Origin of the sequence: Citrobacter sp. Cb004, assembly GCF_030337065.1 — a bacterium.
In the GTDB taxonomy this organism is placed as follows: domain Bacteria; phylum Pseudomonadota; class Gammaproteobacteria; order Enterobacterales; family Enterobacteriaceae; genus Citrobacter; species Citrobacter braakii.
In genome coordinates, this window is sequence record NZ_JAOWCH010000033.1 from 232,312 (window position 1) to 252,411 (window position 20,100).

Annotated in this window: 17 protein-coding genes and 1 pseudogene; 10 read left to right on the top strand and 8 right to left on the bottom strand. The window is 54.1% G+C overall.

The window, feature by feature from the left end:
- Positions 1-35: 35 nt before the first annotated feature.
- From fhuC to fhuB, 3 genes are read left to right on the top strand one after another with little or no spacing between them, the layout of a single operon-like run.
- Complete coding sequence (gene fhuC / locus OGV65_RS01945) at positions 36-833, top strand: Fe3+-hydroxamate ABC transporter ATP-binding protein FhuC (protein ID WP_003845793.1); 798 nt, start codon at positions 36-38, stop codon at positions 831-833.
- Complete coding sequence (fhuD, locus tag OGV65_RS01950) at positions 833-1,723, top strand: Fe(3+)-hydroxamate ABC transporter substrate-binding protein FhuD (protein ID WP_019078397.1); 891 nt, start codon at positions 833-835, stop codon at positions 1,721-1,723. Before fhuC ends, fhuD begins: the two co-directional genes overlap by 1 nt.
- Positions 1,720-3,702, top strand: a complete 1,983-nt coding sequence (fhuB, locus tag OGV65_RS01955) for a Fe(3+)-hydroxamate ABC transporter permease FhuB (protein ID WP_286454544.1) — start codon at positions 1,720-1,722, stop codon at positions 3,700-3,702. Before fhuD ends, fhuB begins: the two co-directional genes overlap by 4 nt.
- A gap of 100 nt (positions 3,703-3,802) precedes the next feature.
- On the opposite strand, the gene hemL is transcribed toward fhuB, so the two are convergent.
- Positions 3,803-5,083, bottom strand: coding sequence for a glutamate-1-semialdehyde 2,1-aminomutase (hemL, locus tag OGV65_RS01960; protein ID WP_204552757.1), 1,281 nt, complete (start codon positions 5,081-5,083; stop codon positions 3,803-3,805).
- 168 nt (positions 5,084-5,251) lie between these two features.
- Here hemL and clcA point away from each other — a divergent pair, with 168 nt between their 5' ends.
- From clcA to erpA, 3 genes and pseudogenes are all read left to right on the top strand, one after another.
- Positions 5,252-6,673 (top strand): H(+)/Cl(-) exchange transporter ClcA, encoded by a 1,422-nt coding sequence (gene clcA, locus OGV65_RS01965; protein ID WP_019078400.1) that lies wholly within the window; start codon positions 5,252-5,254, stop codon positions 6,671-6,673.
- A 23-nt stretch (positions 6,674-6,696) separates the two neighbouring features.
- Positions 6,697-6,762 (top strand): annotated as a pseudogene (gene yadW, locus OGV65_RS01970) (small protein YadW).
- Complete coding sequence (gene erpA / locus OGV65_RS01975; protein ID WP_003018581.1) at positions 6,755-7,099, top strand: iron-sulfur cluster insertion protein ErpA; 345 nt, start codon at positions 6,755-6,757, stop codon at positions 7,097-7,099. The pseudogene yadW and the gene erpA overlap by 8 nt, the downstream one beginning before the upstream one ends.
- A 118-nt stretch (positions 7,100-7,217) precedes the next feature.
- On the opposite strand, the gene OGV65_RS01980 is transcribed toward erpA, so the two are convergent.
- From OGV65_RS01980 to mtnN, 3 genes are read right to left on the bottom strand one after another with little or no spacing between them, the layout of a single operon-like run.
- A complete protein-coding gene (locus OGV65_RS01980) occupies positions 7,218-7,841 on the bottom strand; it encodes a TRIC cation channel family protein (RefSeq protein WP_006686772.1) in 624 nt (207 codons plus the stop codon).
- A gap of 37 nt (positions 7,842-7,878) precedes the next feature.
- Entirely contained in the window at positions 7,879-8,679 is an 801-nt protein-coding gene (btuF, locus tag OGV65_RS01985; RefSeq protein ID WP_016155723.1) for a vitamin B12 ABC transporter substrate-binding protein BtuF, read from the bottom strand.
- Positions 8,672-9,370 (bottom strand): 5'-methylthioadenosine/S-adenosylhomocysteine nucleosidase, encoded by a 699-nt coding sequence (gene mtnN / locus OGV65_RS01990; RefSeq protein ID WP_016151752.1) that lies wholly within the window; start codon positions 9,368-9,370, stop codon positions 8,672-8,674. Before mtnN ends, btuF begins: the two co-directional genes overlap by 8 nt.
- Positions 9,371-9,453: 83 nt before the next feature.
- On the opposite strand from mtnN, the gene dgt reads away from it, so the two are divergent.
- The 3 genes from dgt to cdaR all read left to right on the top strand — a co-directional run bounded on the left by dgt (position 9,454) and on the right by cdaR (position 13,840).
- Positions 9,454-10,971 carry a dGTPase gene (gene dgt, locus OGV65_RS01995; protein ID WP_200108410.1) on the top strand — a complete coding sequence of 506 codons (1,518 nt, stop codon included), beginning with the start codon at positions 9,454-9,456 and terminating at the stop codon, positions 10,969-10,971.
- A gap of 129 nt (positions 10,972-11,100) precedes the next feature.
- Positions 11,101-12,534, top strand: a complete 1,434-nt coding sequence (gene degP / locus OGV65_RS02000) for a serine endoprotease DegP (RefSeq protein ID WP_016151754.1) — start codon at positions 11,101-11,103, stop codon at positions 12,532-12,534.
- Positions 12,535-12,682: 148 nt separating this feature from the next.
- Positions 12,683-13,840, top strand: coding sequence for a DNA-binding transcriptional regulator CdaR (gene cdaR, locus OGV65_RS02005; RefSeq protein ID WP_016151755.1), 1,158 nt, complete (start codon positions 12,683-12,685; stop codon positions 13,838-13,840).
- A gap of 42 nt (positions 13,841-13,882) precedes the next feature.
- Here the strand turns inward: cdaR and OGV65_RS02010 are convergent, their stop codons facing one another.
- The 4 genes from OGV65_RS02010 to map all read right to left on the bottom strand — a co-directional run bounded on the left by OGV65_RS02010 (position 13,883) and on the right by map (position 18,816).
- Complete coding sequence (locus tag OGV65_RS02010; protein WP_003018562.1) at positions 13,883-14,269, bottom strand: DUF3461 family protein; 387 nt, start codon at positions 14,267-14,269, stop codon at positions 13,883-13,885.
- A 109-nt stretch (positions 14,270-14,378) separates the two neighbouring features.
- Positions 14,379-15,203, bottom strand: coding sequence for a 2,3,4,5-tetrahydropyridine-2,6-dicarboxylate N-succinyltransferase (gene dapD / locus OGV65_RS02015; RefSeq protein ID WP_003829186.1), 825 nt, complete (start codon positions 15,201-15,203; stop codon positions 14,379-14,381).
- 31 nt (positions 15,204-15,234) lie between these two features.
- Positions 15,235-17,907 (bottom strand): bifunctional uridylyltransferase/uridylyl-removing protein GlnD, encoded by a 2,673-nt coding sequence (glnD, locus tag OGV65_RS02020; RefSeq protein WP_016151756.1) that lies wholly within the window; start codon positions 17,905-17,907, stop codon positions 15,235-15,237.
- 114 nt (positions 17,908-18,021) lie between these two features.
- Positions 18,022-18,816, bottom strand: coding sequence for a type I methionyl aminopeptidase (map, locus tag OGV65_RS02025; protein ID WP_016155726.1), 795 nt, complete (start codon positions 18,814-18,816; stop codon positions 18,022-18,024).
- Between the two features lie 450 nt (positions 18,817-19,266).
- Between map and rpsB the strand changes: the two genes are divergently transcribed.
- The gene (gene rpsB, locus OGV65_RS02030) at positions 19,267-19,992 is read left to right on the top strand and encodes a 30S ribosomal protein S2 (protein WP_016151758.1); all 726 of its coding nucleotides are present in this window, start codon (positions 19,267-19,269) and stop codon (positions 19,990-19,992) included.
- Positions 19,993-20,100: the final 108 nt, after the last annotated feature.

Sequence of the window (20,100 nt, forward strand, 5' to 3'; positions counted from 1 at the left end):
CACGCTTTGCGTGCCCGTTTTACAAGTTGGCTGCTATGCAGGAAAACAGATCCCATCCCGACACCACTTTTGCGTTGCGTAATGTCTCCTTTCGTGTGCCTGGCCGCACGCTTTTGCATCCTCTCTCATTAACTTTTCCTGTGGGGAAAGTGACCGGCCTTATCGGTCACAACGGGTCCGGAAAATCGACGTTATTGAAAATGCTGGGACGTCATCAGCCGCCGTCGGAAGGTGAAATCCTGCTCGACGAACAGCCGCTGGAGAACTGGAGCAGTAAAGCGTTTGCCCGCAAGGTCGCCTATCTGCCGCAGCAGTTGCCGCAGGCCGAAGGGATGACGGTGCGTGAACTGGTGGCGATTGGCCGCTATCCGTGGCACGGGGCGCTGGGACGTTTTGGCGTTGCCGACAGAGAGAAAGTAGAAGAAGCTATTTCGTTGGTCGGCTTAAAACCGCTGGCGCACCGCCTGGTGGATAGCCTGTCCGGCGGAGAACGCCAGCGTGCGTGGATTGCCATGCTGGTGGCGCAGGACAGCCGCTGTCTGCTGCTTGATGAGCCGACTTCCGCGCTGGATATCGCTCATCAGGTTGACGTGCTGGCGCTGGTGCATCGCTTAAGCCAGCAGCGTGGGCTAACGGTGATTGCGGTGCTGCATGATATCAACATGGCGGCCCGCTACTGCGATTACTTAGTTGCGCTGCGCGGTGGTGAAATGATTGCGCAAGGAACGCCTGCTGAACTGATGCGCAGTGAAACTCTGGAACAGATTTACGGTATCCCGATGGGCATTTTGCCGCATCCGGCCGGTGCCGCACCCGTGAGTTTTGTCTATTAATGATTGAATTACATCATATTACCCGTCGGCGTCTGCTTACGGCGATGGCGCTCTCGCCGCTGCTGTGGCGGATGAATACGGCGTCCGCCGCGGCGATTGATCCGCAGCGTATTGTGGCGCTGGAATGGCTGCCGGTAGAGCTGTTGCTGGCGCTGGGTATTACGCCGTATGGCATTGCGGATATCCCTAACTACAAGCTGTGGGTCAGTGAGCCACCTCTACCGGACTCGGTGATTGATGTCGGGCTACGCACGGAACCCAATCTCGAACTGCTGACCGAAATGAAACCCTCGTTTCTGCTCTGGTCGGCAGGCTATGGTCCTTCCCCTGAAAAGCTGGCGCGTATTGCACCTGGTCGGGGATTTAACTTCAGCGACGGTAAAAAACCTCTGGTCGTTGCGCGACAATCGCTGCAGGAAATGGCGCAATTGTTCAATCTGCAGGCCTCTGCTGAACGCCATCTGACTGAGTACGATCGTTTTATTGCCAGCCTGAAGCCGCGCTTCATTCAACGCGGTGCGCGCCCTGTGCTTCTCACCTCCCTGCTTGATTCGCGGCATATGCTGGTGTTTGGCCCAAACAGCCTGTTTCAGGACGTGCTGGACGAATATGGGATCCCCAACGCCTGGCAGGGAGAGACAAACTTTTGGGGCAGCACTGCCGTGAGTATTGACCGTCTGGCTGCTTTTCAGGATGTCGATGTATTGTGCTTTGATCACGGCAACGATAAAGAGATGGCTGCACTGATGTCTACGCCGTTGTGGCAGGCGATGCCCTTTGTTCGCAGTGGACGTTTTCAGCGCGTGCCGGCCGTCTGGTTCTATGGCGCAACGCTATCGGCCATGCATTTTGCCCGCATTCTGGATAATGCGCTGGGAGGCAAAGCGTGAGTAAACGTATCGCGCTGTTCCCCATTCTCCTGCTGACGGTTCTGTTTGTTGCCGCCTGTTGGCTCACATGGGTTAACTTCTCCGTTGCGCTACCGCGCAGCCAATGGCAACAGGCTATCTGGTCACCGGATATCGATGCCATTAAACAGATGGTTTTCCACTACAGCCTGCTGCCGAGGCTGGCGATTTCGCTGTTGGTCGGGGCCGGGCTGGGACTGGTCGGCGTATTGTTTCAGCAGGTGCTGCGTAACCCACTGGCGGAGCCAACCACGCTAGGCGTTGCGACCGGTGCGCAGTTGGGCATTACCGTCACGACGCTGTGGGCTATTCCCGGTGCGCTCACCACGCAATTTGCTGCGCTGGCAGGTGCTTGTGTCGTTGGGGCGCTGGTGTTTGGCGTCGCCTGGGGTAAACGTCTTTCTCCGGTGACGTTAATCCTTGCCGGACTGGTGGTCAGCCTGTACTGCGGGGCGATTAACCAGTTGATGGTTATCTTCCATCACGATCAACTGCAAAGCATGTTTTTATGGAGCAGCGGCACGCTAACCCAAACCGACTGGAGCGGCGTACAGCGACTGTGTCCGCAACTGCTGGGCGGCGTGATGCTGACTCTGCTGCTGTTGCGTCCAATGACGCTGATGGGACTGGATGACGGCGTGGCGCGTAACCTCGGTCTGGCGTTGTCGCTGGCGCGCCTGGCGGCCTTATCGCTGGCGATTGTCATCAGCGCCTTGCTGGTTAACGCGGTTGGGATTATCGGCTTTATTGGCCTGTTTGCACCGCTGCTGGCGAAAATGCTCGGCGCGCGGCGTCTGTTGGCGCGTCTGATGCTGGCCCCGCTGATTGGTGCGTTGATCCTCTGGCTCTCTGACCAAATCATTCTGTGGCTGACCCGCGTATGGATGGAGGTCTCCACCGGTTCGGTGACGGCGCTGATTGGTGCGCCATTGCTGCTGTGGTTGTTGCCGCGCCTTAGAAGTATGAGCGCACCGGATATGAATGCCAGCAACCGTATCGCCGCGGAGCGTCAGAATGTACTGATGTTTGCGCTGGCGGGCGGGGTGGTTTTGCTGCTGACTCTGGTGGTGGCGCTGTCGTTTGGCCGCGATGCGCACGGCTGGACATGGGCCAGCGGCGCGATGCTGGATGAACTGATACCCTGGCGCTGGCCACGTATTCTGGCGGCGTTGATTGCCGGGGTGATGCTGGCGGTAGCGGGCTGTATTATTCAGCGTCTGACCGGAAACCCAATGGCTAGCCCGGAAGTTCTGGGCATTAGCTCCGGCGCGGCATTTGGCGTGGTGTTAATGCTGTTTCTGGTCCCCGGAAATGCCTTTGGCTGGCTGCTGCCCGCAGGGAGTCTCGGGGCTGCGGTCACCTTGCTTATCATTATGATTGCCGCCGGGCGCGGTGGTTTTTCGCCGCACCGTATGCTGCTGGCAGGGATGGCGCTCAGTACGGCGTTTACTATGTTGTTGATGATGCTGCAGGCCAGCGGCGATCCGCGTATGGCGGGCGTGCTGACCTGGATCTCCGGCTCAACTTATAACTCGACGGGCGAACAGGTACTGCGCACCGGAATTGTGATGGTTATCCTGCTGACGCTGACACCGCTGTGTCGTCGTTGGCTGACGATTTTACCGCTCGGCGGCGATACGGCGCGTGCGGTGGGTATGGCGATCACGCCGTCACGCGTGGGGTTACTGCTGTTGGCTGCGGGGCTAACGGCGACAGCAACCATGACCATTGGACCGTTGAGTTTTGTCGGGCTGATGGCTCCGCATATTGCCCGAATGATGGGTTTTCGTCGCGCGATGCCGCATATGCTGATTTCGGCGCTGGCGGGAGGTGTGCTGCTAGTCTTTGCTGACTGGTGCGGCAGGATGGTGCTGTTTCCGTATCAGATCCCGGCAGGATTACTGTCGACGTTTATTGGCGCGCCGTACTTTATCTATCTGCTACGTAAGCAGAGTCGCTGAGGTTTATCCCTTCTATTTAGGCTGCGTCGCCATTCGGCAATAAAAAAGCCGGGTGGCGGCTTCGCCTTACCCGGCCTAGGTTATTTCTGGACGTTCTCTTTTACAATTTCGCAAACACCCGGCGCGCGGCGTCGATGGTGTTATTGATATCGTTTTCACTGTGCGCGACGGACATAAAGCCCGCTTCGAAGGCGGACGGCGCCAGGTAAATCCCTTCATCCAGCATCATGTGGAAGAAACGCTTGAAGCGTTCAACGTCGCATGCCATCACATCCTGATAGCAGGTCACGGTTTCTGCATCGGTGAAGAAAATCCCGAACATCCCGCCCACATGGTTAACCACCAGCGGAATATTTGTTTCTGCGGCGGCTTCCAGCAGACCTTCCGCCAGGCGCGTCGTCAGTTCATTCAGCGTTTCATGAATACCCGGCTGGGCCACTTCGTTCAGACAAGCAAAGCCTGCCGCCATCGCAATCGGGTTACCTGAAAGTGTACCCGCCTGATAAACCGGACCGGTCGGCGCCAGCGCGTCCATCACATCACGGCGACCGCCGAATGCGCCAACGGGCATCCCGCCACCGATGATTTTGCCAAGGCAGGTCAGATCCGGAACGACGCCGTAATAATCCTGCGCACCGGCCAGCGCCACGCGGAAACCGGTCATGACTTCATCGATGATCAACAGTGCGCCAAACTCATCACACAGGGCACGCAGGCCCGGCAGGAATTCTGGCAGCGGCGGGATGCAGTTCATGTTGCCTGCGACCGGCTCAACGATAATGCAGGCGATCTCCTGCGGATACTGTTCAAATGCCGCACGAACTGAAGAGAGATCGTTGTAGGTGCAGGTCAGGGTGTGTTTCGCAAAATCGGCTGGAACGCCCGGGGAGTTTGGCTGACCCAGCGTTAACGCGCCGGAACCAGCTTTAACCAGCAGGCAGTCGGCATGACCGTGATAGCAGCCTTCAAATTTGATGATCTTATCGCGACCGGTGAAACCGCGCGCCAGACGGATTGCGCTCATCGTCGCTTCCGTACCGGAGTTCACCATACGCACCATATCCATGGTCGGCACAAGTTCAGTGACCAGCTCCGCCATTTTCACTTCCATCTCGGTTGGCGCGCCGAAGCTTAAACCGCGTTCTGCGGCTTCAATCACCGCATTGCGAATTGCCGGGTGGTTATGGCCCAGTACCATCGGTCCCCAGGAACCGACGTAATCGACATACGCTTTACCATCGACATCGTACAGATACGCGCCGTCCGCTTTTTCGATAAACAGCGGAGTACCACCCACGCCAGTAAAGGCGCGAACGGGGGAGTTAACGCCGCCAGGGATAAGTTCGCGTGCTGCGCTGTAGAGATTTTCAGACTTACTCATGGATGGGGTCCTGGTTCGTAGAAAAAGTAAATGCCCGCTATTCTAGTTATTCAGAGAAGGTTATGAAAGTTTTACGCATTTGAAACAATGCGATTTGCAGGGGATTTTCGTGAAATGTGCGAGTAGAATGCCGATTCCGTATTTGTATTACCAATTAATGATCATCTGATGAAGACTGACTCTCCCTCTTTTGAAGCACAACAAATTGTGCGTTTACGCCGCAGGGATCAAATCCGTCGACTCCTGGAACGCGACAAAACGCCGTTGGCGATCCTGTTGATGGCCGCCGTTGTCGGTACCGTGACGGGGCTTGTTGGCGTGGCATTTGAGAAAGCGGTGACCTGGGTGCAAAATCAGCGCATTGGCGCCCTGGCCCAGGTTGCGGACCATGCCATTCTGCTGTGGCCGCTGGCGTTTATTCTCTCTGCATTGCTGGCGATGGTCGGCTATTTTCTGGTTCGTAAATTTGCGCCGGAAGCGGGAGGCTCGGGGATCCCTGAGATTGAAGGCGCGCTGGAAGAGCTACGACCTGTGCGCTGGTGGCGCGTTCTGCCGGTGAAATTTATTGGCGGCATGGGCACGCTGGGAGCCGGTATGGTGCTCGGGCGAGAAGGGCCGACCGTACAGATAGGCGGGAACATTGGGCGCATGGTGCTGGATATTTTCCGCATGCGCAGCGCTGAAGCGCGACATACCCTGCTGGCCACCGGTGCGGCTGCGGGTTTGTCGGCGGCGTTTAATGCGCCTCTGGCGGGGATCCTGTTCATTATTGAAGAGATGCGCCCGCAGTTTCGCTATAACCTCGTCTCGATCAAAGCCGTGTTTACCGGCGTTATTATGTCGAGCATCGTGTTTCGTGTGTTCAACGGTGAAGCACCGATTATTGAAGTCGGGAAGCTGTCTAATGCACCGGTAAATACGCTGTGGCTGTATCTTGTACTCGGGCTTATTTTTGGCTGTGTCGGGCCGTTGTTCAACACCATGGTGTTGCGTACCCAGGATATGTTCCAGCGCTTCCACGGCGGTGAAATTAAAAAATGGGTGCTGATGGGCGGCGCGATTGGTGGCCTGTGCGGGATCCTGGGATTAATTAAACCGGAAGCGGCAGGAGGCGGGTTTAACCTGATTCCTATCGCCGCGGCGGGTAATTTTAGCGTCGGTTTACTGCTGTTTATATTTATTACCCGGGTGATCACCACGCTGCTGTGCTTCTCGTCCGGCGCGCCCGGAGGGATTTTTGCCCCGATGCTGGCGCTGGGTACGTTACTTGGCACCGCGTTCGGTATGGCCGCGGCGGCCTCTTTTCCACAGTATCATCTGGAGGCCGGAACCTTTGCCATTGCCGGAATGGGGGCTTTGCTGGCGGCTTCGGTACGTGCACCGCTAACCGGTATTGTACTGGTGCTGGAGATGACCGATAACTATCAGCTCATTTTGCCAATGATTATTACCTGTCTTGGCGCAACACTATTAGCCCAATTTATGGGTGGAAAGCCGCTATACTCGACTATCCTTGCCCGTACGCTGGCAAAACAGGAAGCGGAGCAAGCGGCAAAAAGCCAGAGTACCGCCGCTGGCGAGAATACTTGAACGAAATACCAGGGTATTAGATAATGGCCTTAACCATTGGGTTATAATTTGCCCAATTGCCAATGTCGTTTGGAGCAAAATATGAGTGATGACGTAGCGCTGCCACTGCAATTTACTGAAGCAGCAGCCAATAAAGTAAAAAGCCTGATCGCTGACGAAGATAACCCGAATCTGAAATTACGCGTGTATATCACCGGCGGTGGTTGCAGCGGTTTCCAGTATGGTTTCACCTTTGATGATCAGGTGAACGATGGTGATATGACCATTGAGAAACAAGGTGTGGGTCTGGTGGTTGATCCGATGAGCCTGCAATATCTGGTGGGCGGCGCGGTTGACTATACCGAAGGTCTGGAAGGTTCCCGCTTCGTTGTGACTAACCCCAATGCGAAAAGCACCTGCGGGTGTGGTTCTTCTTTCAGCATCTGATTGCTGCCTGTAATACCGATGTCTGATGGTGTAGGCCCGGTAAGCGTAGCGCCACCGGGCAATGTGCTGGTTGGCGGCGTAAACGCCTTATCCGGCCTACATGTTCTGCATCATCACATCAACGCCCGTTATCATCCAGAGCAAACGTCGGCAATTTCAAATGCCAGCGAATGGCGGCAAGCCTAATCAGCAGGGTGACGATCATCCCCATCATACTGGCGTTTTCCAGCGATACATTAAAGGTATAAAACGCTGTCGCATGCACGATCCCGCCGATAATACATGCCGTGGCGTAGATTTCGGTGCGCAGAATCATCGGGACTTCACGAGCTAACACGTCGCGAATGATCCCGCCGCCGACGCCGGTAATCACCCCCATACAGATCGCCACCAGGGGGCCCGTCCCTGCGAGAAATGCTTTATTGACGCCAATCCCCACGAACACCGCCAGGCCAACGGCATCCAGCACCGGAAGGATCCACTTCGGTAAACGTCGTGGCTGACGTACCAGCAGGATTGTCAGCATGCTGGTGATCATTGCCACCACCAGATCGGTGGGATCCTTAACCCAAAAAACCGGCCCATGATCCAGCGCCATATCGCGGATCGTTCCGCCGCCAACGGCGGTAACCACCCCGAGGACCAGGACGCCAAACGGGTCCATACGCAATTTTCCGGCCAGTAAGACGCCAGAGATAGCAAATACCGCGGTGCCGACAATATCCAGCCAATAGACGAGCATTTTTAAATCCTCACAACAGACCTGGTGGGGGCAGGCGCTAATTTATCTGTGAAAGCGCATTACAGAGTTGTTTTGCGGCGAGGATAATACGCGGGCTCGCGCGTTCGAACCAGTCACTATTAAGTGTAATAATGGGTATTTTTAGCTGGTTTCCCCAGTATTGTTCAATTTTCAGAGTTTCGCCTGGCCCTCCGGTTGCAACAATAGCCTGGGGCGCTCGTGCCAGGACCTGCTCACGGCTAACCTGTGGCCAGGGGACCCGACTGCCGGCAAAGATGTTTTCTCCACCGCATACCTCAAGAACTTCGTGCTGAATGGAGCCTTTTCCACTGGTAAACAGAGGATTTGCGCCAAACTGGAGAAACACGCGTTTTTTCGGTTTGTTGGCATACCGAGATTTTAGTAAAGCATAGTCATCAAGCATGGTTTGCGCCGCCTGTTTAGCCTGCTCAGGCTTTGGGCTCCACGCTGCCAGCTGGCGGAGCGCATCGGCGACCTGCTCGATGGTAACGGCGTCCACCCAGATGACCTTAATTCCCAGGGCGGTCAGTTGATTCACCTGCCGCTCAGCATTTCCCCCGCGCCAGGCGACGACTAAATCCGGTTTAAGCGCCACAATGCGTTCAAGGTTCATACCTTGCCAGGTGGAAACCTCCTCGATATTTTTGGCCGCTGGCGGGTAGTTTGAGTAGCTACTGACGCCTACGGGTGTAATGCCGGCGGCAAAGGCGAGTTCGGTATTGGCTGGAGAAAGCGTCACAACACGCGGTGCGGCGTACAGGAACGCCGGAAGAGTGAAAAGCAGGGCGACCAGCGCCCTGGAGAGTAATTTAGCCATGCGCCAGTTTCTGTACCAGCGTTTCAACCATCAGGCTTGACTGTTTCGCGGCAACAACCAGGAACTCGTCAAAGCTGAGATGGGACTGCTGATCGGCGACGTCAGAGATGGCGCGAACCACGACAAACGGCACATTGAAGTTATGGCAAACGTGCGCAATCGCGGTCGCTTCCATCTCAACGGCAATGGCCTGCGGGAAGTTATGCTTAATTTTAGCCAGGCCCACGGAGCCATTAATGAAGGCATCGCCGCTGACGATTAGTCCGCGAACGGCGTTCAGATTGAGTTGCGCAATGCAGGATTCTGCTGCAGCAATCAGCGCAGGATCGGCTTTAAAACCAGCCGGGCAGCCCGGTAACTGACCAAATTCATAGCCAAAGGCGGTAACGTCGGCATCGTGATAGCGCGCTTCGTCAGAAACCACAATATCGCCGACTTTCAGCGTAGAGGCCAGGCCGCCCGCGGAACCGGTGTTAATGATGGCATCCGGCTTGCAGCGTTCAAGCAGCAGCGTAGCGCCCAGCGCCGCCGCCACTTTACCGATACCTGATTTCAGTAGCGCAACCTCTGTACCGTTCAGTTGGCCGGTGTAAATTTCACAACCGCCGAGAGAGAGGGTCTGACGGTTTTCGATTTTGTCACGCAGCAGCGTAACTTCTTCTTCCATTGCACCAATGATGCCGATTTTCATAGATTTACTCGCGATAAGCCAGATTTGAGGGCATAGTCTATCATGCGCTTAAGGGGTAGCGCATTTCTCAGGCGGGAGAGGATATGGTACAGATCGATTTCCGAAAAAAAATAAACTGGCATCGTCGTTACCGTTCGCCGCAGGGCGTGAAGACGGAGCATGAGATCCTGCGTATTTTCGAAAGCGATCGTGGACGTATTATCAATTCTCCGGCTATTCGCCGACTGCAACAAAAAACCCAGGTCTTTCCGCTGGAGCGTAACGCGGCGGTGCGCACGCGGCTGACGCACTCGATGGAAGTTCAGCAAGTTGGGCGCTATATCGCTAAAGAGATCCTCAGCCGACTGAAAGAACTAAAACTGCTGGAGCAGTATGGTCTGGATGAACTGACGGGACCGTTTGAGAGTATTGTCGAAATGTCGTGCCTGATGCATGACATTGGCAATCCGCCGTTTGGTCATTTTGGTGAAGCGGCGATTAATGACTGGTTCCGCCAGCGGCTGTATCCCGCCGACGCGGAAAGTCAGCCCCTCAGCGACGACCGCTGCCTGGTGGCGGCGTTACGTTTGCGCGAAGGCGAAGAGTCGCTGAATGATATTCGCCGTAAGGTGCGCCAGGACCTGTGCCATTTTGAAGGTAATGCCCAAGGTATTCGTCTGGTGCATACTTTGATGCGTATGAATCTTACCTGGGCCCAGGTTGGTGGTATTTTAAAATATACCCGTCCGGCGTGGTGGCGTGGAAGTACGCCTACGACGCATAACTATTTAATGAAGAAACCGGGCTATTACCTTTCTGAAGAACCGTATATTGAACGGTTACGTAAAGAATTATCATTAGCGCCTTACAGTCGCTTTCCATTAACCTGGATTATGGAAGCTGCCGATGATATCTCTTATTGCGTGGCCGACCTGGAAGATGCCGTTGAGAAAAGAATCTTTAGCGTCGAGCAACTTTATCACCATCTGCATGAGGCGTGGGGGCACCACGAAAAAGGTTCCCTGTTTAGCCAGGTTGTTGAGAATGCCTGGGAGAAATCACGGTCAAATACATTAAGCCGGAGCACGGAAGATCAGTTCTTTATGTATTTACGCGTCAATACGCTGAATAAACTGGTGCCGTATGCAGCCCAGCGGTTTATTGATAATTTACCGCAGGTTTTTGACGGCAGCTTTAATCACGCGCTGTTAGAAGATGCCAGTAGCTTTAGTCAGTTGCTGGGGGTCTATAAAAATGTGGCGATAAAACACGTATTTAGTCATCCGGACGTTGAGCAGTTGGAATTGCAGGGGTATCGGGTGATCAGCGGGTTGCTGGAGATCTATCAGCCTTTATTAAAAATGTCCCAGTCAGATTTTACTGAGCTGGTCGACAATGAAAGAGTTAAACGTTTTCCTATCGAATCACGATTATTTCAGAAGTTGTCTACTCGCCATCGTCTTGCTTATGTCGAGGCGGTTAGTAAAATATCAACGGGTTGCGCTGAGTTTTCGGTAATGGAATATTATTATCGCTGCCGGCTGATTCAGGATTATATCAGCGGGATGACCGATCTGTATGCCTGGGATGAATATCGTCGCTTGATGGCCGTAGAACAATAAATACTCATTTGTAAAGACGGCCAATAAAATTTTACTTTTTCCTTAAACTCAATTCTGGAACTTAGCGTTATAAAACGACTCTGACGTATACAGCAATTTTGCGTTACCTGTTAATCGAGAACGAAACACATGAAAAAAACCACATTAGCAATGAGTGCACTGGCTCTGAGTTTAGGTTTGGCGTTGTCCCCCCTGTCTGCCACAGCGGCTGAGACGTCGTCTTCAGCAATGACCGCCCAACAGATGCCAAGCCTGGCCCCGATGCTCGAAAAAGTGATGCCATCGGTGGTAAGCATTAACGTCGAGGGGAGCACGACGGTAAATACGCCGCGTATGCCGCGTAATTTCCAGCAGTTCTTCGGTGATAATTCACCATTCTGCCAGGACGGTTCACCGTTCCAGAGTTCACCGTTCTGCCAGGGCGGCGCACCGGGCGCTGACAACGGCGGCGGCCAGCAGCAGAAATTTATGGCGCTGGGTTCCGGCGTAATTATTGATGCCGCGAAAGGGTATGTCGTGACCAACAACCACGTGGTGGATAACGCCACGGTGATTAAGGTTCAGTTGAGCGATGGCCGTAAATTTGATGCGAAGATCGTGGGTAAAGATCCGCGCTCCGATATCGCGCTGATCCAAATTCAGGACCCGAAAAACCTGACGGCGATTAAGCTGGCAGATTCCGACGCGCTGCGTGTGGGTGATTATACCGTAGCAATTGGTAACCCGTTTGGCCTCGGTGAGACCGTGACCTCCGGTATTGTTTCTGCGCTGGGCCGTAGCGGTCTGAACGCGGAAAACTACGAAAACTTTATTCAGACGGATGCCGCGATCAACCGGGGTAACTCCGGCGGCGCACTGGTCAACCTGAACGGTGAGCTGATCGGTATTAACACCGCGATCCTTGCGCCGGACGGCGGTAACATCGGTATTGGCTTTGCAATCCCGAGCAACATGGTGAAAAACCTGACGTCACAGATGGTTGAGTTTGGTCAGGTTAAACGCGGTGAGCTGGGTATTATGGGTACCGAGCTGAGCTCTGAGCTGGCGAAAGCGATGAAAGTTGATGCTCAGCGTGGCGCATTTGTCAGCCAGGTGATGCCGAACTCTTCCGCAGCGAAAGCAGGTATTAAAGCCGGGGATGTGATTACCTCCCTGAACGGTAAACCGATCAGCAGCTTCGCCGCCCTGCGTGCGCAGGTGGGTACGATGCCGGTAGGCAGCAAAATTAACCTTGGTCTGTTGCGTGACGGTAAACCGGTCACTGTGAATCTGGAACTGCAGCAGAGCAGCCAGACTCAGGTTGATTCCAGCTCTATCTTCAAAGGCATTGAAGGGGCTGATATGAGCAACAAAGGCCAGGACAAAGGGGTCGTGGTCAGCGAGGTGAAAGCGAATTCTCCGGCTGCACGGATTGGCCTGAAGAAAGGGGATGTGATTATCGGTGCGAACCAGCAGCCGGTGAAAAATATCGCCGAACTGCGCAAAATCCTCGACAGCAAACCGGCTGTACTGGCGCTGAACATTCAGCGTGGTGACAGCTCCATCTATCTGTTGATGCAGTAATCTCACTAAACCCCTTCCTGCACAGGAAGGGGTTTCTTTTTGTGATACTTCCCACAACTCCATACTTCTCCCTCTCGCTTTGTGCAGTTGCACAATGCCGCCGCTTATTATCTTCCCTATGCTTGAGCTCTGCTCACAGGAGGGGTTTATGGCTGGCTGGCATCTTGATACCAAAATGGCGCAGGATATCGTAGCGCGAACCATGCGCATCATTGATACCAATATCAACGTAATGGATGCCCGCGGGCGGATCATTGGCAGCGGCGATCGCGAACGAATTGGTGAATTGCACGAAGGCGCGCTGCTGGTGCTTTCACAAGGTCGGGTGGTCGATATTGACGATGCGGTAGCCCGGCATTTACATGGTGTGCGTCAGGGGATAAACCTGCCGCTGCGTCTGGAAGGCGAAATCGTTGGCGTTATCGGTCTTACTGGCGAGCCGGAACATCTGCGCAAGTATGGCGAACTGGTGTGCATGACCGCCGAAATGATGCTGGAACAGTCGCGTCTGATGCATCTGTTAGCGCAGGATAGCCGTCTGCGTGAAGAGCTGGTGATGAACCTGATTCAGGCGGAAGAGAATACCCCGGCACTGATGGAATGGGCACAGCGATTGGGCATTGATTTGAACCAGCCGCGCGTGGTGGCGGTAGTGGAGGTCGACAGCGGTCAGCTTGGCGTTGATAGTGCGATGGCGGAGCTACAGCAATTGCAGAACGCGTTGACTACACCCGAACGTAATAATCTGATTGCGATTGTTTCTCTGACCGAGATGGTGGTGCTGAAACCAGCCCTCAATCAGTTTGGCCGCTGGGACGCTGAAGATCATCGCAAGCGCGTTGAGCAACTGATTGCCCGCATGAAAGAGAATGGACAACTGCGTTTTCGCGTGTCGCTGGGCAACTATTTTACCGGGCCCGGCAGCATTGCCCGTTCGTATCGTACGGCGCGCACCACCATGATGGTCGGCAAGCAGCGGATGCCGGAAAGCCGGAGCTATTTCTATCAGGACTTGATGCTGCCGGTGCTGCTGGACAGCCTGCGCGGCGGCTGGCAGGCCAATGAGCTGGCGCGCCCGCTGGTAAGGCTGAAAGCGATGGATAACAACGGTTTGCTGCGTCGAACATTATCGGCATGGTTTCGACATAACGTTCAGCCGCTGGCGACCTCAAAAGCATTGTTTATTCACCGCAATACGCTGGAGTATCGCCTGAACCGTATTTCAGAGCTGACCGGGCTGGATCTGGGGAATTTTGACGATCGACTGCTGCTGTATGTGGCGTTGCAGCTGGATGAGCAGCATTGATTAATTGCCTGATAAGCGTAGCGCTATCAGGCAACAATCTACTTATTTGCGCGTCAGTTTTTCCAGATCGGCTTCAATCTCGCTGATCTTGTTGGTCACGACGCTTTCCAGATGACGTAAATCATCGAGGATCTTGCGTTTAAGATCGACTTCGCTGCGATCTCGCTGGCAGATCTGATCCAGTTCGTCGATCACGTAGCGCAGGTTGGGACTGATCTCCTGCACTTCTTTGTAACCCTGACCGACGCCATCGGCGACAACCGTTTTACGCTGACGGGGATATTTGAACTTCACGCTCTTGGCAAAAAACTCGCCTTTATCCTTCTGGAAATAGATTTTCAGGATATCGTTGTTGGCTTCTTGCCGCAGGCTGTAACGATCGATCTCTTCAGGATTAGTAATGCCCAGACTTTTCAGATTGTCATACATAGCGGTACCCTTAAGCTCACTATAACCATTGAATAATTAACGAAAAGCCTTGTTTATGCCACTCGCAGATGTAAAAAAAGCGGGCTAAGCCCGCTTTTTCAAATCGCTGTTAGTCGATGGTGCGTAACAGTTCGTTGATTCCCACTTTGCCACGCGTTTTGGCATCGACTTTCTTCACAATCACCGCGCAGTACAGGCTGTATTTGCCATCTTTCGACGGCAGGTTGCCGGAGACGACCACGGAGCCCGCTGGAACGCGGCCGTAATGCACTTCGCCGGTTTCGCGATCGTAAATACGGGTGCTCTGGCCGATATACACACCCATGGAGATGACGGAGCCTTCTTCGACGATCACGCCTTCAACCACTTCAGAGCGCGCGCCGATGAAGCAGTTGTCTTCGATGATGGTCGGGTTAGCCTGCAACGGTTCCAGTACGCCACCAATACCAACGCCACCGGACAGGTGTACATTCTTACCGATTTGCGCACAGGAACCCACTGTCGCCCAGGTATCAACCATCGTACCTTCATCAACATAAGCGCCGATGTTCACGTAAGACGGCATCAGCACGGTGTTACGGGCGATAAACGCGCCCTGACGCACTGCCGCAGGCGGAACCACGCGGAAACCTTCTTTCTGGAAGCGCGCTTCGTCGTAGTTGGCGAATTTCATCGGCACTTTATCGAAGTAACGGCTTTCCGCACCCTCGATAACCTGATTATCGTTAATACGGAAAGAGAGCAGGACCGCCTTTTTCAGCCACTGATGCGTGACCCACTGACCCTCAATCTTTTCTGCGACGCGCAGTGCACCGGAATCCAGTAAAGAAATAACCTGATTCACCGCTTCGCGGGTTACGGTATCTACATTTGCCGGAGTAATGTCGGCACGGCGCTCGAAAGCGGACTCAATAACGTTCTGTAACTGCTGCATTGTTAAACTCTTTCCATAATAAATAAAAACATTACCCTTTATCGTTTGGATTGAGGGCCTCTGTCAACCGTTGATGCACTTCCTGCTGCAGCTCATTATTAAGGGCGCGCCGGTCGGCGGTGGCGATTATGAATAAATCTTCTACTCGCTCGCCAATAGTTGTAATTCGGGCGCCATGCAGCGAAATTCCCAGATCGGCAAAAATCTGCCCAACCCGCGCCAGCAGTCCTGGCTGGTCGAGAGCGATAAGCTCAAGAAATGATTTTCGGTCGGTATGGGTCGGCAGAAAAGTGACCTCGGTATCGACGGTAAAGTGACGTAATTTTGCCGGCTGTCGACGCGGTTGCGGCGGCTGCCAGCTACGCTGGGTGATCGCCTGTTCCAGCCCAAAACGGATCGCTTCGTGTCGGTCTGACGACAGCGGGCTACCGTCTGGTTCCAGCACAATGAACGTATCCATCGCCATCCCATCGCGGGTGGTGAAAATCTGCGCATCGTGGACGCTAAGGTTGCGCCTGTCCAGTTCGGCGCAGACGGCAGCAAACAGGTAAGGGCGGTCAGGGCTCCAGATGAAAATTTCCGTCCCGCCTCGCGTGGCCTGCGGGCTGAGCAGGATCAGCGGCTTGCTGAGATCGTGTTGCAGCAGATGACGTGCATGCCAGGCCAGCTGATTTGGGCTGTGACGTACGAAATAGTTGGCGCGACAGCGCGACCAGATATGGTGTAGCGCTTCTTCATCAATGTTGTCCATGCGCAGTAGCGCCAGCGCCTGAAGCTGATGATGGCGTACGCGCTCACGCATATCCGGCGTGTTTTGCATCCCGCGCCGTAACTGTTTCTCCGTCGCGAAGTACAGCTCGCGCAGCAAGCTTTGCTTCCAGCTATTCCACAGCGTTTCGTTGGTGGCGCAAATATCTGCGACGGTCAGGCACACCAAAAAGCGCAGACGATGTTCCGTTTGCACCTCTTCGGCGAATTGCTTAATGACTTCGGGATCCTGAATATCGCGGCGTTGAGCGGTAACCGACATCAGCAAATGCTGGCGCACCAGCCACACGATCAGTTGCGTTTCGCGGGAGTTCAGACCGTGCAGTTCGGCGAATTTGAGCACATCCTGGGCGCCGAGAACCGAGTGATCGCCGCCGCGACCTTTGGCGATATCGTGGAACAGCGCGGCAATCAGAATCAGCTCCGGCTGTCGTAGACGCGGCCACAGATCCACGCACAGCGGATGGCGCTGACGGGTCTCTTCGTTAGCAAAACTTTCCAGCTTGAGCATTACGCGAATGGTGTGTTCATCCACCGTATAGGCATGAAACAGGTCAAACTGCATTTGGCCGACAATATGCGACCATTGCGGCATATAGGCCCACAACACGCTGTGGCGATGCATAGGCAGCAGGCCGCGACTCACCGCGCCCGGATGGCGCAACATACTGAGAAACAGCGAACGCGCTTCCGGGATGTAGCACAGCGGCTGCGTTAAATGACGGCGGGCATGACGTAAATGGCGCAGCGTAGTGGAGTAAATTCCGCTGATCGCGCTATTACGCACCATGATGTAAAACATCCGCAATATTGCTTCGGGTTTGCGAATAAACAGGTCGTCGTCGCGCAGATCAATCAACGTGCCGCGCAGTTGAAAGTCGTCATCAATCGGACGTGGTTTTTCATCGGCGGGCAGGGCGAGGATCGCCTCGTCGAACAGTTGCAACAGCATGTGGTTCAGTTCGCTGACCCGCCGTGTGACGCGGAAATAGTCTTTCATCATCCGCTCGATAGGCTCGTTGCCTTCACCGCCGTAGTTCAGGCGTTGCGCCACGCTGAGCTGACGATCAAACAGCAGACGGTTGTCGTAACGACTAACGACCAGATGCAGGGCAAAGCGAATACGCCACAGGATATGCAAACATTCATTCAGCTCGGCACGTTCTGCCTGCGTCAAAAAGCCGAAACCGACCATTTCATCCAGTGAGGTGGCGCCAAAATGGCGGCGGGCCACCCATTGCAGGGTATGAATATCGCGCAGGCCGCCGGGGCTACTTTTGATATCCGGCTCCAGGTTGTAGCTGGTGCCGTGATAGCGCTGGTGGCGCTGATTCTGCTCTTCAACTTTGGCAGCGTAAAACTTATCGGACGGCCAGAAACCTTCGCTAAAAATATGCTTTTGTAGCTCAAGAAACAGCGCCACATCACCAATCAGCAGGCGTGTTTCAATCAGGTTGGTGGCGACGGTTAAATCTGACAATCCTTCCAGCAGACACTCTTCCAGCGTGCGTACGCTGTGCCCAACCTCGAGCCTCACGTCCCATAGCAGCGTTAACAGTTCGCCAACTTTTTCGGCCTGCGCGTCTGGTAGCTTTTTACGACTCAGGATCAGCAGGTCAATATCGGAAAGCGGATGCAGTTCGCCGCGCCCGTAACCTCCAACGGCAACCAGCGCCAGGTCGGCAATTTGCCCGAAACCGGCTTCAATCCACAGACGTTGCAGTAACTGGTCAATAAATTCGGTGCGGGCCTCAATCAGCTGTTCTGCGGAAATCCCGCTGTCAAACGCGTCACCTAACCAGTGTTGGAAAGTGTCGATATGCGCTTTAATGCCGGGGCAGTTGAGATCGTGCTGCGGCCAGGTTCCGGGGTTCTGCGGTTGGCCTGGCAGGGTGGGGAGGGCAGTATTTGCGTGTTGTTCAGGAAGAGTATTCATTATGCGCCACCCATTAAAAAAGCCGGATGACGGCGTGAACGCCTTACCCGGCCTACGAAGTAGTACAATTTGTAGGCCTGATAAGATGCGGGTGCATCGCCATCAGGCAAAACATTATTCGTCGTGTGTGATGATCGCCGGGATGGTGTCATCCTTGCGTAATGTCAGAATTTCACAGCCTTTTTCCGTCACCACAATAGTATGCTCGTACTGAGCAGACAAGCTCCGATCTTTGGTTTTCACCGTCCATCCGTCTTTCATGGTGCGGATGCGGTAATCACCGGCATTCAGCATGGGTTCTACGGTGAAGGTCATGCCTGGCTGCAGTACCACACCGCCGTCGTCTGCATCGTAGTGCAGAACCTGCGGCTCTTCATGGAAGCCGCGACCGATGCCGTGACCGCAATATTCACGGACCACAGAGAAGCCTTCGCCTTCCGCGTATTTCTGAATCGCAGCGCCCAGCGTGCGCAGGCGAATACCTGGTTTTACCATCCGCAGCGCCAGATACAGGCTTTCCTGCGTGACGCGGCACAAACGCTCGCCCAGAATGGTTGGTTTGCCGACGATGAACATTTTCGAGGTATCACCGTGGAACTCGTCTTTAATCACGGTTACGTCGATGTTGACGATATCGCCGTCTTTCAGGAGCTTGGCGTCGTCCGGGATCCCATGGCACACCACTTCATTAATAGAGATGCACACGGACTTCGGATAACCGTGATAGCCCAGGCAGGCGGAAATGGCCTGCTGCTCATTCACGATGTAGTCATTACAGATGCGATCCAGTTCGCCGGTGCTGACGCCTGGCTTAACAAACGGTTCGATCATTTCCAGTACATCGGCGGCCAGACGGCCAGCGATGCGCATTTTTTCGATTTCTTCAGGGGTCTTGATTGAGATAGCCATGAATTCTGTCCATCAGTGCCGATGATATCGGCAATAATTGTTTAAGTGGTGCCAATGGTATCAGTCCGGCATACATGCTGCCAAATTGAGAATCATTCTGAACTTCGCCTTTCGTGCCACAGGTGTGTTGGCTGAAATTTTTCACTCCAGTCGCTTACTGCATGTAAGCGCCCGGAGATGCAAAAAATTGGCTGCCTCCCTGTAACACGAAATTCATCGTTCATTCAGCATGCACCGCCAACAATTATTGGTGTCGGTAGCGTATTTGTGGTATAAAGCGCGCCGGACTTCCGATCCATTTGAAGACTACACACGATGGACGGGAGCGACAAATCTCACTTTGTGTAACAACACACACGTATCGGCACATATTCCGGGGTGCCCTTTGGGGTCGGTAATATGGGATGCGTGGAGGCTTAACCCCAACTTTTATATATAGAGGTTTTAATCATGGCAACTGTTTCCATGCGCGACATGCTCAAGGCTGGTGTTCACTTCGGTCACCAGACCCGTTACTGGAACCCGAAAATGAAGCCGTTCATCTTCGGTGCGCGTAACAAAGTTCACATCATCAACCTTGAGAAAACTGTACCGATGTTCAACGAAGCTCTGGCTGAACTGAACAAGATCTCTGCTCGTAAAGGTAAAATCCTTTTCGTTGGTACTAAACGCGCTGCAAGCGAAGCGGTGAAAGAAGCTGCTAACAACTGCGACCAGTTCTTCGTGAACCATCGCTGGTTGGGCGGCATGCTGACTAACTGGAAAACCGTTCGTCAGTCCATCAAACGTCTGAAAGATCTGGAAACTCAGTCTCAGGACGGTACTTTCGAAAAGCTGACCAAGAAAGAAGCGCTGATGCGTACTCGTGAGCTTGAGAAACTGGAAAACAGCCTGGGCGGTATCAAAGACATGGGCGGTCTGCCGGACGCTCTGTTCGTAATCGATGCTGACCACGAGCACATTGCTATCAAAGAAGCAAACAACCTGGGTATCCCAGTATTTGCTATCGTTGATACCAACTCTGATCCGGACGGTGTTGACTTCGTTATCCCGGGTAACGACGACGCAATCCGTGCTGTGACCCTGTACCTGGGCGCTGTAGCTACTACCGTTCGTGAAGGCCGTTCTCAGGATCTGGCTTCCCAGGCGGAAGAAAGCTTCGTAGAAGCTGAATAATAAGGCACGCTCGTTCGAGCCCCCTTATAAACCAGGTAGTATCACGTTTGGTTAGGGGCCCTTTAGGCCCCTTTTTCACTTTTAAATCTGTGCGGTTTCATGCCGGGC

Excerpts from the sequence above, each read along its gene's own strand:
- fhuC (WP_003845793.1), top strand. The coding sequence starts at position 36 with ATGCAGGAAAACAGATCCCATCCCGACACCACTTTTGCGTTGCGTAAT.
- fhuD (WP_019078397.1), top strand. The coding sequence starts at position 833 with ATGATTGAATTACATCATATTACCCGTCGGCGTCTGCTTACGGCGATG.
- hemL (WP_204552757.1), bottom strand. The coding sequence starts at position 5,083 with ATGAGTAAGTCTGAAAATCTCTACAGCGCAGCACGCGAACTTATCCCT.
- clcA (WP_019078400.1), top strand. The coding sequence starts at position 5,252 with ATGAAGACTGACTCTCCCTCTTTTGAAGCACAACAAATTGTGCGTTTA.
- erpA (WP_003018581.1), top strand. The coding sequence starts at position 6,755 with ATGAGTGATGACGTAGCGCTGCCACTGCAATTTACTGAAGCAGCAGCC.
- OGV65_RS01980 (WP_006686772.1), bottom strand. The coding sequence starts at position 7,841 with ATGCTCGTCTATTGGCTGGATATTGTCGGCACCGCGGTATTTGCTATC.
- btuF (WP_016155723.1), bottom strand. The coding sequence starts at position 8,679 with ATGGCTAAATTACTCTCCAGGGCGCTGGTCGCCCTGCTTTTCACTCTT.
- mtnN (WP_016151752.1), bottom strand. The coding sequence starts at position 9,370 with ATGAAAATCGGCATCATTGGTGCAATGGAAGAAGAAGTTACGCTGCTG.
- dgt (WP_200108410.1), top strand. The coding sequence starts at position 9,454 with ATGGTACAGATCGATTTCCGAAAAAAAATAAACTGGCATCGTCGTTAC.
- degP (WP_016151754.1), top strand. The coding sequence starts at position 11,101 with ATGAAAAAAACCACATTAGCAATGAGTGCACTGGCTCTGAGTTTAGGT.
- cdaR (WP_016151755.1), top strand. The coding sequence starts at position 12,683 with ATGGCTGGCTGGCATCTTGATACCAAAATGGCGCAGGATATCGTAGCG.
- OGV65_RS02010 (WP_003018562.1), bottom strand. The coding sequence starts at position 14,269 with ATGTATGACAATCTGAAAAGTCTGGGCATTACTAATCCTGAAGAGATC.
- dapD (WP_003829186.1), bottom strand. The coding sequence starts at position 15,203 with ATGCAGCAGTTACAGAACGTTATTGAGTCCGCTTTCGAGCGCCGTGCC.
- glnD (WP_016151756.1), bottom strand. The coding sequence starts at position 17,907 with ATGAATACTCTTCCTGAACAACACGCAAATACTGCCCTCCCCACCCTG.
- map (WP_016155726.1), bottom strand. The coding sequence starts at position 18,816 with ATGGCTATCTCAATCAAGACCCCTGAAGAAATCGAAAAAATGCGCATC.
- rpsB (WP_016151758.1), top strand. The coding sequence starts at position 19,267 with ATGGCAACTGTTTCCATGCGCGACATGCTCAAGGCTGGTGTTCACTTC.